Annotated in this window: 13 protein-coding genes; 5 read left to right on the top strand and 8 right to left on the bottom strand. The window is 70.9% G+C overall.

The window, feature by feature from the left end; translation table 11 throughout:
- Nucleotides 1–133: 133 nt before the first annotated feature.
- Nucleotides 134–892 carry an SDR family oxidoreductase gene (locus tag ACWD3I_RS09685; RefSeq protein ID WP_365406198.1) on the bottom strand — a complete coding sequence of 253 codons (759 nt, stop codon included), beginning with the start codon at nt 890–892 and terminating at the stop codon, nt 134–136.
- A gap of 60 nt (nt 893–952) precedes the next feature.
- On the bottom strand, nt 953–1,942 hold the full coding sequence (locus ACWD3I_RS09680) for a Gfo/Idh/MocA family protein (protein ID WP_365406196.1): 990 nt from the start codon (nt 1,940–1,942) through the stop codon (nt 953–955).
- Between the two features lie 88 nt (nt 1,943–2,030).
- Between ACWD3I_RS09680 and ACWD3I_RS09675 the strand changes: the two genes are divergently transcribed.
- The 4 genes from ACWD3I_RS09675 to ACWD3I_RS09660 all read left to right on the top strand — a co-directional run bounded on the left by ACWD3I_RS09675 (nt 2,031) and on the right by ACWD3I_RS09660 (nt 6,321).
- A complete protein-coding gene (locus ACWD3I_RS09675) occupies nt 2,031–3,326 on the top strand; it encodes a multidrug effflux MFS transporter (protein WP_365406193.1) in 1,296 nt (431 codons plus the stop codon).
- Nucleotides 3,278–4,468 carry a serine hydrolase domain-containing protein gene (locus tag ACWD3I_RS09670; protein WP_365406190.1) on the top strand — a complete coding sequence of 397 codons (1,191 nt, stop codon included), beginning with the start codon at nt 3,278–3,280 and terminating at the stop codon, nt 4,466–4,468. The genes ACWD3I_RS09675 and ACWD3I_RS09670 overlap by 49 nt, the downstream gene beginning before the upstream one ends.
- A gap of 46 nt (nt 4,469–4,514) precedes the next feature.
- Nucleotides 4,515–5,501, top strand: coding sequence for a small ribosomal subunit Rsm22 family protein (locus tag ACWD3I_RS09665; protein WP_365406187.1), 987 nt, complete (start codon nt 4,515–4,517; stop codon nt 5,499–5,501).
- A 205-nt stretch (nt 5,502–5,706) separates the two neighbouring features.
- The gene (locus ACWD3I_RS09660; protein WP_365406184.1) at nt 5,707–6,321 is read left to right on the top strand and encodes a TetR/AcrR family transcriptional regulator; all 615 of its coding nucleotides are present in this window, start codon (nt 5,707–5,709) and stop codon (nt 6,319–6,321) included.
- On the opposite strand, the gene ACWD3I_RS09655 is transcribed toward ACWD3I_RS09660, so the two are convergent.
- Complete coding sequence (locus ACWD3I_RS09655) at nt 6,300–7,139, bottom strand: glycerophosphodiester phosphodiesterase (RefSeq protein WP_365406181.1); 840 nt, start codon at nt 7,137–7,139, stop codon at nt 6,300–6,302. The two genes, ACWD3I_RS09660 and ACWD3I_RS09655, sit on opposite strands and share 22 nt — an antisense overlap.
- Nucleotides 7,140–7,317: 178 nt before the next feature.
- Between ACWD3I_RS09655 and ACWD3I_RS09650 the strand changes: the two genes are divergently transcribed.
- Nucleotides 7,318–8,046: a bifunctional DNA primase/polymerase gene (locus ACWD3I_RS09650; protein WP_365406178.1), complete on the top strand. Its 729-nt coding sequence runs from the start codon at nt 7,318–7,320 to the stop codon at nt 8,044–8,046.
- Between the two features lie 61 nt (nt 8,047–8,107).
- Here ACWD3I_RS09650 and ACWD3I_RS09645 read toward each other — a convergent pair whose 3' ends face one another.
- From ACWD3I_RS09645 to ACWD3I_RS09625, 5 genes are all read right to left on the bottom strand, one after another.
- Entirely contained in the window at nt 8,108–9,112 is a 1,005-nt protein-coding gene (locus tag ACWD3I_RS09645; protein WP_365406175.1) for a hypothetical protein, read from the bottom strand.
- Complete coding sequence (gene efeU, locus ACWD3I_RS09640; RefSeq protein WP_365406172.1) at nt 9,072–9,944, bottom strand: iron uptake transporter permease EfeU; 873 nt, start codon at nt 9,942–9,944, stop codon at nt 9,072–9,074. Before efeU ends, ACWD3I_RS09645 begins: the two co-directional genes overlap by 41 nt.
- A gap of 2 nt (nt 9,945–9,946) precedes the next feature.
- Nucleotides 9,947–11,221: an iron uptake transporter deferrochelatase/peroxidase subunit gene (gene efeB, locus ACWD3I_RS09635; RefSeq protein WP_365406169.1), complete on the bottom strand. Its 1,275-nt coding sequence runs from the start codon at nt 11,219–11,221 to the stop codon at nt 9,947–9,949.
- A 16-nt stretch (nt 11,222–11,237) separates the two neighbouring features.
- Nucleotides 11,238–12,389, bottom strand: coding sequence for an iron uptake system protein EfeO (gene efeO, locus ACWD3I_RS09630; protein WP_365406166.1), 1,152 nt, complete (start codon nt 12,387–12,389; stop codon nt 11,238–11,240).
- A gap of 190 nt (nt 12,390–12,579) precedes the next feature.
- A complete protein-coding gene (locus tag ACWD3I_RS09625; RefSeq protein WP_365406163.1) occupies nt 12,580–13,401 on the bottom strand; it encodes a heme ABC transporter ATP-binding protein in 822 nt (273 codons plus the stop codon).
- Nucleotides 13,402–13,884: the final 483 nt, after the last annotated feature.

Below are 13,884 nucleotides of genomic sequence, written 5' to 3'. Positions count from 1 at the left end.
CTCCCCCCTCGGTTTGGTCTGCGGAAGCTCACTGCTCCAAGTGTGAAGTTCTGATGGAGGAGATGTAGAGCATAAGTCTGCCACCGGCATGGATGGAGCGGATGTTCATATTCCGGTTGTGTAGATTGAGCCCTCAACCGCGTCCGACGTACGGCATCGCCGTCGCCAGCACGGTCGCGAACTGCACATTCGCCGCCAGCGGCAGCTCCGCCATGTGCCGCACCGTGCGCGCGACATCCGCGACGTCCATCACGGGCTCGGGCGCGACCTCTCCGTTGGCCTGCAACGCACCGGTCTGCATCCGCGCGGTCATGTCGGTCGCCGCGTTCCCGATGTCGATCTGCCCGACCGCGATGCCGTACGGCCGCCCGTCCAGGGACAGCGACTTGGTGAGGCCGGTCAGGGCGTGCTTGGTCGCGGTGTAGGCGACGGAGTGCGGACGCGGCGTATGGGCGGAGATGGAGCCGTTGTTGATGATCCGCCCGCCCTGCGGATCCTGCGCCTTCATCTGCCGGTAAGCCGCCTGCGCGCACAGGAACGCCCCGTTGAGGTTGGTGTCCACCACGTGCCGCCACGCGTCGTACGGCAGCTCCTCGACGGGCACCCCGCCGGGACCGAACGTCCCCGCGTTGTTGAACAGCAGGTCCACCCGCCCGAACCGCTCCACGGTCGCGGCGAACAGCGCGGCCACGTCGTCGGGTTGCGCGACATCGGCGCGTACGGCCAGGGCGGCGCCCTCGGGCACGAGCGCCGCCGTCTCCTGAAGCGTCCCGGGGCGGCGCCCCGCCAGCGCCACGGACCAGCCGGCCCGCAGCAGTTCCACGGCGACGGCCCGCCCGATGCCCGAGCCGGCGCCGGTCACGACGGCGATCTTCGATCCACGTTCAGTCATGACACGGAGCGTACGAGGTCTATCCGCAATGTGGAATCAATAGTCCGCCATGCGGATGTCTCACTCCCCCGGGTAGCGGACCCCGACGCGCTCCCGGACCGTGTCCATCGTCCGCATCACCGCGAGCGTGCCGTCGAGCGGGACGAGCGGCGACTCGGTCTCGCCGGCCCGCAGCGCCCGCATCACCTCGACGGCCTCGTGCTTGAGGCTGTTGCGGGGACCGGCCTCGGCCTTGAACTCCTCGGGGTCACGGCCGTCCCGGTGCAGCACGAACCGGTCCGGGAAGAAGAAGCCGTTCGGCACGTCGATACGGCCCAGCGAACCGGTGACCGACGCCGTGGTCGCCGTACCGCCGATGATCGAGCAGTGCACCGAGGCGAGCGCGCCGCTGTCGTAGGAGAGCAGGGCTCCCGTCTGGAGATCGACGCCCTCGTCGGAGAGCGTCGCGCGGGCCGCGATGTCCGACGGCTCCCCGAGCAGCAGCTGGGCGAACGACACCGGGTACACGCCGAGGTCAAGGAGCGCGCCGCCGCCCTGTGCCGGGTCGCGCAGACGGTGGCTGGGCGGGAAGGGGCCGGCCAGCCCGAAGTCGGCCTGGACGCTGCGCACTTCGCCGATCGCGCCGTCGTCCACCAGCGCCTTGAGCCGCCGTATCAGGGGATTGCAGTACATCCACATGGCTTCCATCAGGAAGCTCCCGCGCTCCCGCGCGAGTCCGACCAGCTCCTGCGCCTCGCGCGCGTTCAGCGTGAACGCCTTCTCGCACAGCACGTTCCGCCCGGCCTCCAGGCACAGACCGGCGGCCGCCCGGTGTGCCGAGTGCGGGGTGGCGACGTAGACGACATCGATGTCCGCGTCCTCGGCCAGCGCGCCCCACTCGCCGTACGCCCGCTCGATCCCGAACCGCTCCGCGAATGCCTTCGCCGACTCCTCGCTCCGCGAGGCCACCGCCACGACCTCCGCGTCCGGCAGATCCACCAGATCCGCCGTGAACGCCGCCGCGATCCCACCCGTCGCCAGGATTCCCCAGCGCACCCTCTGCTCCGTCATCCCCGCGCCCATCCTCGCTCGCGTGACACTCGCCACTGTGTACGAGCTGAGAGCATAGGTGGCGGATCGGACTCAGAGGGAGGGGCACATGCCCGACAGCGGGGCATCGACATCGAACCTGGAACAGGCGGCTGCGGCACCGGCGCAGCCGCCCACTCGTGCCACGCGCCGCACCGGCTGGGTCGTCACCCTCACCCTCGGCGGCCTGACCGCCACGCCTCCGCTGGCGATGGACATGTACCTCCCCTCGCTCCCGGAGGTCACCGACTCCCTGCACGCGCCCGCCGCGACCGTCCAGCTCACCCTCACCGCCTGTCTGCTCGGCATGGCCCTCGGCCAGCTCGTGGTCGGCCCGATGAGCGACCGCTGGGGCCGCCGGCGGCCGCTGCTCGTCGGCCTGGTGGTCTACGTCCTCGCCACCGCCCTGTGCGCCCTGGCGCCCACCGTCGAGACCCTGGTCGCCTTCCGGCTGACGCAGGGGCTGGCGGGCGCGGCCGGGATAGTGATCGCGCGGGCCGTCGTACGCGATCTCTACGACGGTGTGGCCATGGCCCGCTTCTTCTCCACCCTCATGCTGATCGGCGGGGTCGCCCCGATCGTCGCGCCCGTCATCGGCGGCCAGATCCTGCGGGTGACCGACTGGCGGGGCGTGTTCGTGGTGCTGACGGTCGTCGGCGCGCTGCTGGCCGTGCTGGTGTGGGCCCGGCTGCCCGAGACCCTCCCGGTGGAGCGGCGTCACGTCGGCGGGGTCGGTGAGGCCCTGCGGTCCATGGGCACCCTGCTCGCCGACCTCCCCTTCACCGGCTTCATGCTCGCGGGCGGCTTCGCCTTCGCCGCGCTGTTCGCGTACATCTCGGCCTCGCCGTTCGTGATCCAGGAGATCTACGGGGCCTCGCCGCAGACCTTCAGCCTGCTCTTCGGGCTGAACTCGGTGGGCCTGGTCGTCGTCGGCCAGATCAACGGCAAGGTGCTGGTCGGCCGGGTCAGCCTGGAGAAGGTGCTGGGCGCGGGGCTCGCGATCGTCATCGCCGCCGCGATCGCACTGCTGCTGATGTCCCTGGGCGTGTTCGGCGAGCCCGGCCTGGTGGCCGTGGCCGCCGCCCTCTTCGTCCTGATGTCCGCGATGGGCATCACCCTGCCCAACGCCCAGTCCCTCGCCCTCCTGCGCACCAAGCACTCCGCGGGCTCCGCCTCCGCCCTGCTCGGCACCTCCTCCTTCCTCATCGGGGCCATCGCCTCCCCGCTGGTCGGGGTCGCCGGGGAGGACACCGCCGTACCGATGGCCGTGGTCCAAGTCGTGTCGGCACTGGTAGCGCTTGCCTGTTTCATGGGAATGTGCCGTCCTTGGAACAGACGTGCGAGCGTGGAGGGAGCAGAGAGCTGAGCGCGCCGAGACTGCGCAGCGACACACCGGAACGGGCCGGACTCGACCCCGGGGAACTCGAACACCTCGCCCAGGAGGTCCACGACCTCACCACCGGCGAGCGCCCCTGGGCGGCCGGCACCGTCGTGGTCGCCGGACGCGGCCCGGTGATCGCCGTCGAGGAGGCGGCGGGCTGGGCGGTCCGGTACACCTCCTACGATCCCGAGGCCGACGTGGGCGTGGAACTGCCGCGCAGGGCACGCGTCCCGATGACGGTCGCGACCCCCTTCGACCTCGCCTCCCTCACCAAGCTGTTCACCGCGGTCGCCACGATGCAGCAGATCGAACGCGGCACGCTCGGTATCGACGCCCGGGTGGGCGCGTATCTGCCGGACTTCCGGGCGGCGGCCGAGCACGGGGTGACGGTACGGGAGCTGCTCACGCACACCTCCGGACTCCGCCCCGAACTCCCGCTGTACGACTGCGCGGACGACGCGGAACGGCTGGAGCTGCTGCGGTCCGAGCCCCCGATCGGTGTACCCGGCACCTATACGTACTCGGATGTGAACCTGCTCCTCCTCCAGCACGTCCTGGAACGCATCACCGGCCGGGGCCTCGACACCCTCGTCCACGACGGCATCACACGGCCGCTGGGGATGACGGCGACCGGGTTCGGGCCGTGCCCCGGGGCGGCGGCGACCGAGTACCAGCGGCGGCCCTGGGCCAAGGCGGACCGGGGGATGCTGCGAGGTGTCGTCCACGACGAGAACGCGTGGGCGCTGGGCGGGGTGGCGGGCCACGCCGGTCTCTTCTCCACCGGCCGTGACCTGGCCGTCTTCTGCCGCGCCCTGCTGGCGGGCGGCTCCTACGGCCCCGCCCGCATCCTCGGCCCCGACTTCGTCGAACTCATGCTGACCCCACCGGGCCTGGGCTTCGGCATCGACCAGCCGTGGTTCATGGGCGAGCTGGCGGGACGGGGGGCCGCGGGCCATACCGGGTTCACCGGAACCTCCCTGGTCCTGGACCGGGAGACGGACACGTTCCTGGTGCTGCTGTCGAACGCGGTCCACCCCCGAAGACGGCCACCGGACAGCGGACCGAGAGCGGCGGGGGCCACCCGTCTGGCGCGCGCGGTCCGCCCCACCAGCCTGTCCGGTGTGTGAGGACGGGGGCGTTCAGGGCGGGTTCCCGGCGACCTAGAATCGCCGGGTGAACGCCCCCGTATCCCCGGCCGAGACCCTTCGCGCCACCCTTGCCACCGTCCTCGACGGACTGCCCCCGAAGCAGGCCGCGCAGGCCGTCGACCGGCTGATCGCCACCTACCGCGGGGCCACCCCGACCGACGCGCCCATCCTCCGGGACCGGGCGGACGTCGCCGCGTACGCCGCGTACCGGATGCCGGCCACCTTCGAGGCGGTGCGCTCGGCGCTGGACGCGTTCGCGGACGCGGTGCCGCAGTGGGTGCCGGCGAGTCATGTGGACGTCGGCGGGGGGACCGGGGCGGCGACCTGGGCGGTCAGTGCCACCTGGGCCGGTGCGCGGTCGGTCACGGTCCTCGACTGGGCGGAGCCCGCGCTGGCCCTCGGCCGGGAGATCGCCGTGGCGAACCCGGCGCTGGAAGGTGCGAGTTGGCGGCGCTCGCGGATCGGATCCTCCCTCGCGCTCGAGAGCACGGACCTCGTCACGGTGTCCTACGTCCTGAACGAACTCACTCCCGCCGACCGCACCGCCCTCGTCGACGCCGCCGCGGACGCCGCGCAGGCCGTGCTGATCGTCGAGGCCGGTACACCGGACGGGTACGCCCGGGTGATCGAGGCGCGGGACCGTCTGATCGCGGCCGGTTTCCAGGTGGCGGCTCCCTGCCCCCACAGCGCTGCCTGTCCCATCGTCCCCGGCGAGGACTGGTGCCACTTCTCGACGCGGGTCAGCCGCTCGTCCCTGCACCGGCAGGTCAAGGGCGGCTCCCTGCCCTACGAGGACGAGAAGTTCAGCTACGTCGCCGCGGCCCGCTTCCCGGTCACCCCGGCTGTGTCCCGAGTCATCCGCCGCCCCCAGATCCGCAAGGGCCAGGTCCTGCTGGACCTCTGCGAAACGGACGAGCAACTGTCCCGTACGACGGTGACGAAGCGGCACGGTGACCTGTACAAGGCGGCGAGGGACGCGGCCTGGGGCGACCCCTGGCCCCCGCTGCCGTAGCGCGGCACTTTCCTCGCCCCCGCCGCCCCTACCCGTCCCATCCCTGAGGGCTGCGCCCCCGGACCCCCGCTGTCGGCCCTGAACGGGCCTCGTCCTCAAACGCCGGACGGGCTGAGATGCCCGGACCGGCGTGCATTGCAGCCCTCCTGGCGGCACGCCCTGCTCGGCGAGACGGGGCGTCTCACTCGGCTGCTACCGTCGGGTCATGGTCAAGCAGCCCGTTCCCGACACCGCTCGCCGCAGCGAGAAGTCCCGTCGCGCCATCTATGACGCCGCCCTCGCGCTCGTCGGGGAGGTCGGTTACCCCAAGACCACCATCGAGGGCATCGCGGCCCGCGCAGGCGTCGGCAAGCAGACGATCTACCGGTGGTGGTCGTCGAAGGCGGAGGTGCTGATGGAGGCCTTCCTCGACCTCGGTGAACAGTCCGCACGCGAGGCCGGCCAGGAGTCGTACGCCTTCCCGGACACGGGTGACCTCGCCGCCGACCTCAAGGCCGTACTGCGCGCCACGGTCGACGAGCTGAGGGACCCCCGTTTCGAGGTACCGTCCCGTGCACTGGCCGCGGAGGGCGTCGTCAACGAGCAGCTCGGCCGGGAACTCGTAGCCAAGCTGCTCGAGCCCTCGCTCCAGCTCTACGTCGACCGGCTGCGCTCCGCACAGGACACCGGCGACGTACGTCCGGACATCGACCCGCGCATCGCCCTGGAGCTCGTCGTCTCGCCCCTGGCCCAGCGCTGGCTCCAGCACACCGGCCCGATCGACCACGCGTACACCGACACCCTCGTCGACTACGCCCTCTACGGTCTCGCCCCGCGCTGAGGAGCCCGCGCCAGCCGCCCCGGCGTATCCGTGATCACCCCGTCGCAGCCCAGCCCCAGCACCCGGTCCCGCTGCGCCGACGTCACCACGGTGTGCGCCCACACCCGCCGGACACCGGAGTTCACCGCCCGGACCAGGTCCGCGTCACGCGCCTTGTAGTCGACGTCCAGGACGTCCACGAAGGACCGCCACCGCTCGGGCCGGTCGGTGCGCAGCTGCTGCGCCGAGCGCCACAGGCCGGTCAGCAGACCCATGCGATGGGCCCGCCGGGCCAGTGCCGGGTCGTTGGAGTTCACGAAGACCGAGCGGGTCAGGCCCCGGGAGCGGAGCAGTGCCGCCAGCGGGGCCACGCTCCGGGGATCCTTCGCCTCCAGCATCAGCACGACCCGCCCGCCCAGCAGATCCAGCACCTGGGCCACGGTGGGCGGCCGCTCGGACCGCCAGCTGCCGGGGAGGGAGGCCTTGGGGCGCACCCGTACGCCCTGCCACTCCCGCACGTTCAGCTTGTGCACCTCGCCGCCCAGATACGTCGTGCGGTTCAGCAGCGGATCGTGCATCACGACGAGCGTGCCGTCGCTCAGCATGCGGGTGTCGAAGTCCAGTACGTGGGCCGTACCGCGCCCATAGGCGGCCATGAGCCCCGACAGACTGTTCTCGGGCACCTCACGGGCGCCGCCGCGATGAGCGACGTATGTCACACGCGGCAGCGAGTCCACTGTGAGCGGTCCGGGCCCCCACTCCAGCGGGATCGTCGGTCCCAGCAGCGAGACCAGGGAAGCCGCCGAAGCCAGGCCCGTCAGCGCGATCCTCGTGACCATGACGACCACGGTAGGGGCGCCGGGGGTCTAAATCCTGTCAAAGCGGATGATTTCACCCGATCCTCCTCCCCGGTACGCCCTGTCCCGCCCACCCCGGTTGTCGGCTCCGGCCACCGGAAGCGCAGGATGGTGGGACCATAGAGCATGCTGTCCGCACTACAGCGAGGCGAGGCGATACATGAGCCAGGAGTTCGGCGGCCGGACCGGCCTGCAGGGGAAACTCACCCAGTGGCTGCGTGGACGCCGCCCGAAGGACGCCGCCGACGACGGCGTTCGTGAGGCCCTGCTGGTGGCCGCCGCCGGGGCGGGACTGCCCCTCGCGCCCGCCGCGCACCCGGCCGGCTACCGCTGTTCCTGCGACCGCGTCGGCTGTCCCACCCCCGCCCGGCACCCCGTCTCCTTCGCCTGGCAGACGCAGTCCACCACCGACCGCGCCCAGATCGAGCGCTGGGCCCGGCACCAGCCGCAGGCCAACTTCATCACCGCCACCGGCATGGTGCACGACGTCCTGGACATGCCCCTCGACGCCGGCCGCGAGGCCCTGGAGCGGCTGCTCGCCTCCGGTATCGAGGTCGGCCCGGTCGCCGAGACCGACGGTCGGCTGATGTTCTTCACCCTCACCCGCGGCACCCCCGAGGACGAGGACGAGTGGTGGCCGTGCGAGCTGGACTGCCACCCCGAGACGATGGACGAGCATCCGGGGCTTCGCTGGCACTGCCGCGGCTCCTACGTCCTCGTACCGCCCGCCCGGCTGCCCGGTGACGGACGGTCCGTGCACTGGGTACGCGGACCGGAGCACCCCCTGCCCGACCCGCTGAGCCTGCTGGAGATCCTCACCGACGCCGGCGCCCGCTGGGCCGGCGAGGACCGGGACCACGCCTCCGCGGCCTGGCCCTCGCGCGGCTGAGGCACCTCCTCCTCAGAAGAAGCTCTCAGAAGAAGAGCCACCTCCTCATGCAGCGAGGGGGCTACTCGCCCTTCGCCGCCGTCAGTCCCTGGATCCGCCCCAGCACCGACACCTGCCCGCCGTCCGCGCCCTTCGCCGGGTCCAGGGCGACCTCGTTGGAGACGAACTCCATCGTCAGCGACTGTTTGACCTCGCCGGTCGTCAGAGCGTCGACGGCCGCGTTCTGGTCGGGGAGCGTGGTGCCCGCGTAGGCGGTCTGCTTCATGAAGTGCCGCGTCGTGAAGAACACCAGAGCGCCGCCGTCCTTCGTGCGCAGCGCCAGCGGGGCGTAGTCACCGCTCGTCAGCGACTCGTCGATGTACTGCGTGGCCCGTCCCGGCTTCTTGGCGTCCTTCGTGCGCTGCGTGCGCCATCCGCTGGTGTGGGCGCCCGCCGCGAAGGTCTTCCCCTCGCCGCTCTCCAGATACGTCGCGTAGTCCTGGCTCAACTGCCGCGGAGCGACGGACAGTTCCGTCGAGTTCGCGGGGACGGCCTCCGCCCAGCCGTCCGTGTCCGTCTTGAACTCCGGTACGTCGTCCGGTGCGACCAGCGTCAGATACGCCACCTGGAACGGCTCGTCCAGGCCGTCGCGCGTGAACACGAACAGCCAGCGCGCGGTGCCGCCCTTGTTCGCGGCGGTGTCGGCGACGAACCAGCGCGGCCAGCCCGCCTTCTTGGGGATGGTGTACTTCGCGTCGGACAGCTTCAGCGGGGTGTGCGCCGTGTTGCCCTGCGGGCTGTTGGCCCTGCCCGCCTTCAGCCGCGCCGCGTCGATGTCGGCGAGGGGGCCGGTGACGTGGTCCGCGTCCAGGGAACTGTCGTAGGCCTTGTCGGCCTTGTTGTACGCGGTCGTGAACTCCCGGAGCGCCTCGGCGGCTTCGGCCCTGGTCGTCGCGGGGAGCACCTCGCGCTCCCCGTGGACCACCACGCACCCGCTCGCCGTCAGCGACAAAGCGGTCACCGAGGCCGCTGTCAGCACCCTTCGGTCAAGATTGCGGAGCCTTCGAGGGCTGCGATTCCTGCTCATCGGATGCCTTCACCTTCCCCTTCCCGGAGGCGAACCCTACCGGGGCGAGGAACAGCGCGAGCGTCGGGACCAGGTACAGCAGCCACACCGTGACCTGGAGCACGGTCGGGTCCGGCTGGAAGTTGAAGACGCCCTTCAGCAGGGTGCCGTACCAACTGTCCGGCGGGATGGCCCCGGAGATGTCGAAGGCCTTGTCGTTCAGGCCCGGCAGCCAGTCGGCCTCCTGGAGATCATGGAAGCCGTACGCCAGCACACCCGCCGCCACGACGACCAGCATGCCGCCGGTCCACGTGAAGAACTTGGCGAGGTTGATCTTCAACGCGCCCCGGTAGAACAGCCAGCCCAGCACGACCGCCGTGGCGATGCCGAGCCCCACACCGATCAGCGGGCGCGGCGTCCCGTCACCGGCCGCGTGCACCGACGCCCACACGAACAGGGACGTCTCCAGACCCTCCCGGCCGACCGCGAGGAACGCGGTGGCGACGAGCGCGCCGGTGCCCATCTGAAGGGCCGCGTCCAGCTTGCCGTGCAGCTCCGCCTTCAGATGCCGGGCGGTGCGCCGCATCCAGAAGACCATCCACGTCACCAGGACGACCGCGAGGATCGACAGGGAGCCGCCGAGCGCCTCCTGCGCCTTGAACGTCAGCTCCTGGGAGCCGAATTCGAGCGCGCAGCCGAAACCGAGCGCGATCGCGACCGCGACCGCGATGCCGATCCAGATGGGCTTCAGCGCGTCCCTGCGGTCCGTCTTCACCAGATAGGCGATGAGGATGCAGACGACGAGAGAGGCCTCCAGGCCCTCGCGCAGACCGATCAGATAGTTGCTGAACACGGCTACGCCTCCTTGGAGAACAGCGTGCTGCCCCACCAGTCGTCCTTGTCACGGACGCCGGGCGGGACGGCGAAGACCGCCGAACCCACGTGCTGGATGTACTCGTTGAGCGCGTCCGGGGCGAGGTTGCGCTGGATCTGCACGAACCCCTTGCGCACATCGCGCTGGTACGCGAGGAAGAACAGCCCGGCGTCGAGCCGCCCGAGCCCGTCCGTGCCGTCGGTGAAGGAGTAGCCGCGGCGCAGGATCGTCGCCCCGTGGTTGGAGTCGGGGTGCGCGAGCCGGACATGCGCGTCGGGCAGCATCGCCTTCAGGAACGGCTTGTCGCGCTCTTTGGCCTTGCCGACCGGGGCGCCCTCGCCCTTGTCGCGGCCGAAGATGTCCTCCTGCTCCTGCAAAGAGGTGCGGTCCCAGGTCTCGATGTGCATCCGGATCCGGCGGGCGACGAGATAGGACCCGCCGACCATCCAGTCGGGCCCTTCCTGGCCGGAGACCCACACGAACTTCTTCAGCCGGTCCGTCTCGGTCCCCGCGATGTTGCGGGTGCCGTCCTTGAACCCCATGAGGTTGCGCGGGGTCTGCTCCTCCGGCGTCGTGGAAGAGGTCTTCCCGAAGCCGAGCTGCGACCAGCGGATGACGACCTTGCCGAAGCCGATACGGGCCAGGTTGCGGACGGCGTGCACGGCGACCTGCGGGTCGTCCGCACAGGCCTGGATGCACAGGTCGCCGCCGCTGCGGTTCTTGTCGAGGGCGTCCCCGGCGAACTTGGGCAGCTCGAAGAGCCCCTCGGGCTGTTCGCCTTCGAGCCCGAACTTCCGGAACAGCGACGGCCCGAAGCCGATGGTGAGGGTGAGCCGCGAGGGCTTGAGCCCCAGCGCCTCACCGGTGTCGTCCGGCGGCGCCTCGGCCAGTCCGCCGAACGCGCCCTCGCCGACCGCCTGCCCGCCGGTCATCCGCCGCGCGGCCGCCGTCCAGTCCTTGAGCATCTGCACGAACTCGGCGCGGTCCTCGGTCTTCACGTCGAACGCGGCGAAGTGCAGCCGGTCCTGGACCGGGGTCGAGATACCGGCCTGGTGGCCGCCGTGGAACTCGACGGCGGCCCCCGCCTCGGCGCCCGCGGGGTCCACGTCGTTGCCGGTCCGGGTCATCGCCACCGCCCCGCCGGCCGCGGCGGCACCGAGCGCGAGCCCGGCACCGCCCCAGCCGATCAGCGAACGGCGGGAAGGAGAGGGCGAGGTCTCGTCGGTGGAGGTCTCGCCCGTGGAGGTCTCGGTCATGAGGGCTCCCCCTGCTTCACTTCGCGACGACGGCGGCGGCGAGCTTGGACAACGGCTCCGCGAGGGCGTTCACCGCGTCCGACAGCTCCTTGCGGTCGGCCTCGCCGACCTTCTCGTACGAGGTGAAGTCGTAGGACGTCTTGTCCGCGCGGTACTTGTCCAGCAGCGTGTTCAGCGCGGCGAACTGCTTGTCGAGCTCGGTGGTGAGGGCCGCGTCGTTCTCCTTGGCGACCGCCTTCAGCAGCTCGTACGACTTCTCCGCGCCCTCCACATTGGCCTTGAAGTCGACGAGGTCGGTGTGCGAGTAGCGCTCCTCCTCGCCGGTGACCTTGCCGGTGGCGACCTCGTCGAGGAGCTCCTTGGCGCCGTTGGCCATGGAGGTCGGCGTGATCTCGGCCTTGCCGACCCGGTTCTGCCAGTCCTTGAGGTCGGTGATCAGCTGGTCGGCGAGCTCGGAGTCACGGGCGGTGAGCTTCTTGTCCTTCCAGAGCGAACGCTCCAGACGGTGCCAGCCGGTCCAGTCCTTCTCCGGGTCCTGGCCCTCCTCCAGACCGTCCTCGCGGACGTCGACCTTCGGGTCGATGTCACCGAAGGACTCCGCGACCGGCTCGGTGCGCTCCCAGCCGATACGGGAGGGGGCGTAGGCCTTCTTCGCGGCCTCGATGTCCCCGTCCTTGACCGCCTTGGCGAAGGTCTCGGCGAGCGGCAGCGTCTCGTCGGCCTGCGCCTGCACGTATGTGCGGTAGGCGGCGACGGCCTTGTCGAGGCGGGGGTCGCGCTTGGCGGCGGTGCCGCCGGTGGCCTTGACGTCCTGGCGGATGCCGTCGCCCTTCATCCCGGGCTTGCAGGCGATCGTGTAGTCGCCGGCCTTCACCTCGGCGGTGACGGTCTGCTTGGTGCCCGGGCCGATGTTCTCGCGCTCGGTGACGACCCGGTCGTCCGGGAAGAGGATGTAGACCTCGGTGACCTTGGAGCCCTTGTTCTCGATGGCGAGCTCGACGTGACCGGCCGGGAACTCCTTCTTCGACACGTCGCACTTGCTGTCGGTGGCGGTCACGTTGATGACCCGGTCGCCGCTCTCCGAACCTTTCTCGGTGCACCCGGTGAGGGCGGTCAAGGCCGCCACGGTGGCGGTGGCGGTGACTGCGGAGAGTCTGGCGGCGCGCATGCGGGCTCCCGGGCGATGGCTGAAAAATCACGTGACAGGGCTCACACGGTTCGGTGAGGCTCGCCTAACTTATCCGAGCCTTACCTGCGTGATACCCCGCCGTTCCGTGATTCACCTCTCATAGACGGTGTAAGAGCACGACCCGATCACGGTGACTCAAAACGGACCCCAAGTGACAGTCAAAGGAGATTCAAAGGTTCCGCTCAGGGTTTACGAGCAGAGCCCCCGTCCGAGGGTGCGGAAACACCTCCACGGGCTGGTCGTACACCTCCGACAACAGCCGCTCGTCGAAGATCTCCGCCGGCGCCCCGTCGGCGGCGACCCGCCCGGCGCGCAGGATCGCGACCCGGTGCGCGTACGCGGCGGCGAGCCCCAGATCGTGCAGTACGACAACGACGGCGTCCCCCTCACGCGCCCGCTCCCGGCACACCCGCAGCACCAGCTCCTGATGCCTGAGATCGAGAGCCGCGGTCGGCTCGTCCAACAGCAACAGGGGAGCCCGCTGCGCAAGCACCCGAGCGAGCGCGACCCTGGCCCGCTCTCCGCCGCTCAGCGCGCCGAAGGGGCGGGACGCGAAGGCGGCGACCTCGGTCTGCGCCATCGCCTCGGCAACGGCCCGGTCATCGTCGTCGGGCGCGGTGGCGGCCCAGGGGGCCCGTCCCATCCGTACGACGTCCTCGACGGCAAAGGGGAAGGAGAGGGAGGCCGACTGGGGAAGGACAGCCCTCCGCAGGGCGAGTTCGGGCGCGGACCACTCCGTGGCGGGACGGCTGTGGATGCGTACGACTCCGTCGGCGGCCGGGATATCGGCGGCGAGCGCACCGAGGAGGGTGGACTTCCCCGCCCCATTGGGCCCGACGAGCGCGAGAACCTCCCCGGCACGGACGGCGATGTCGATGCCTCGCAGCACTTCGCGGGGTCCGAGACGGACGTGTAGCCCTTCAGCCGTGGCAAGCACATCTCCGGGCTCGGCGGGGGCCGGGGGAGCGGGGCGATTACGGCGGAGTCTCATGACGGGGGTCCTTGGAGGTCGATGGCTGAGGAGACTTCGGCACCGCCGAGGGGCGCGGTGGGGAGCGGGGCGAGCGGGTATGAGAGGGCTGAGCTGGTATCCGAGGGCCGAACGACGGCCGAGGCGGCAAGGCCGGTGCAGGTGACGTCCCGAGGGGTGCGGGGAACTGTGCGACCAGGCCCCGCTCGCCCGCACTTGCCGTGCAGCGGAAGGGGCTGAGTCTGATGTCGGGCGGTGAGTCCAACTCCCCCAGGGGTGCGGGGAACTGTGCGACCAGGCCCCGCTCGCCCGCACTTGCCGTGCAGCGGAAGGGGCTGAGTCTGATGTCGGGCGGTGAGTCCAACTCCCCCAGGGGTGCGGGGAACTGTGCGACCAGGCCCCGCTCGCCCGCACCTGCCGTGCAGCGGAAGGGGCTGAGTCTGATGTCGGGCGGTGAGTCCAACTCCCCCAGGGGTGCGGGGAACTGTGCGACCAGGCCCCGCC

The sequence above is a fragment of the Streptomyces sp. NPDC002817 genome (assembly GCF_053592055.1).
Note: the sequence above shows the minus strand (reverse complement) of the source record. Positions and strands in the feature narration are given on the sequence as shown.

Excerpts from the sequence above, each read along its gene's own strand:
- ACWD3I_RS09685 (WP_365406198.1), bottom strand. The coding sequence starts at position 892 with ATGACTGAACGTGGATCGAAGATCGCCGTCGTGACCGGCGCCGGCTCG.
- ACWD3I_RS09680 (WP_365406196.1), bottom strand. The coding sequence starts at position 1,942 with ATGACGGAGCAGAGGGTGCGCTGGGGAATCCTGGCGACGGGTGGGATC.
- ACWD3I_RS09675 (WP_365406193.1), top strand. The coding sequence starts at position 2,031 with ATGCCCGACAGCGGGGCATCGACATCGAACCTGGAACAGGCGGCTGCG.
- ACWD3I_RS09660 (WP_365406184.1), top strand. The coding sequence starts at position 5,707 with ATGGTCAAGCAGCCCGTTCCCGACACCGCTCGCCGCAGCGAGAAGTCC.
- ACWD3I_RS09655 (WP_365406181.1), bottom strand. The coding sequence starts at position 7,139 with ATGGTCACGAGGATCGCGCTGACGGGCCTGGCTTCGGCGGCTTCCCTG.
- ACWD3I_RS09650 (WP_365406178.1), top strand. The coding sequence starts at position 7,318 with ATGAGCCAGGAGTTCGGCGGCCGGACCGGCCTGCAGGGGAAACTCACC.
- ACWD3I_RS09645 (WP_365406175.1), bottom strand. The coding sequence starts at position 9,112 with ATGAGCAGGAATCGCAGCCCTCGAAGGCTCCGCAATCTTGACCGAAGG.
- efeB (WP_365406169.1), bottom strand. The coding sequence starts at position 11,221 with ATGACCGAGACCTCCACGGGCGAGACCTCCACCGACGAGACCTCGCCC.
- efeO (WP_365406166.1), bottom strand. The coding sequence starts at position 12,389 with ATGCGCGCCGCCAGACTCTCCGCAGTCACCGCCACCGCCACCGTGGCG.
- ACWD3I_RS09625 (WP_365406163.1), bottom strand. The coding sequence starts at position 13,401 with ATGAGACTCCGCCGTAATCGCCCCGCTCCCCCGGCCCCCGCCGAGCCC.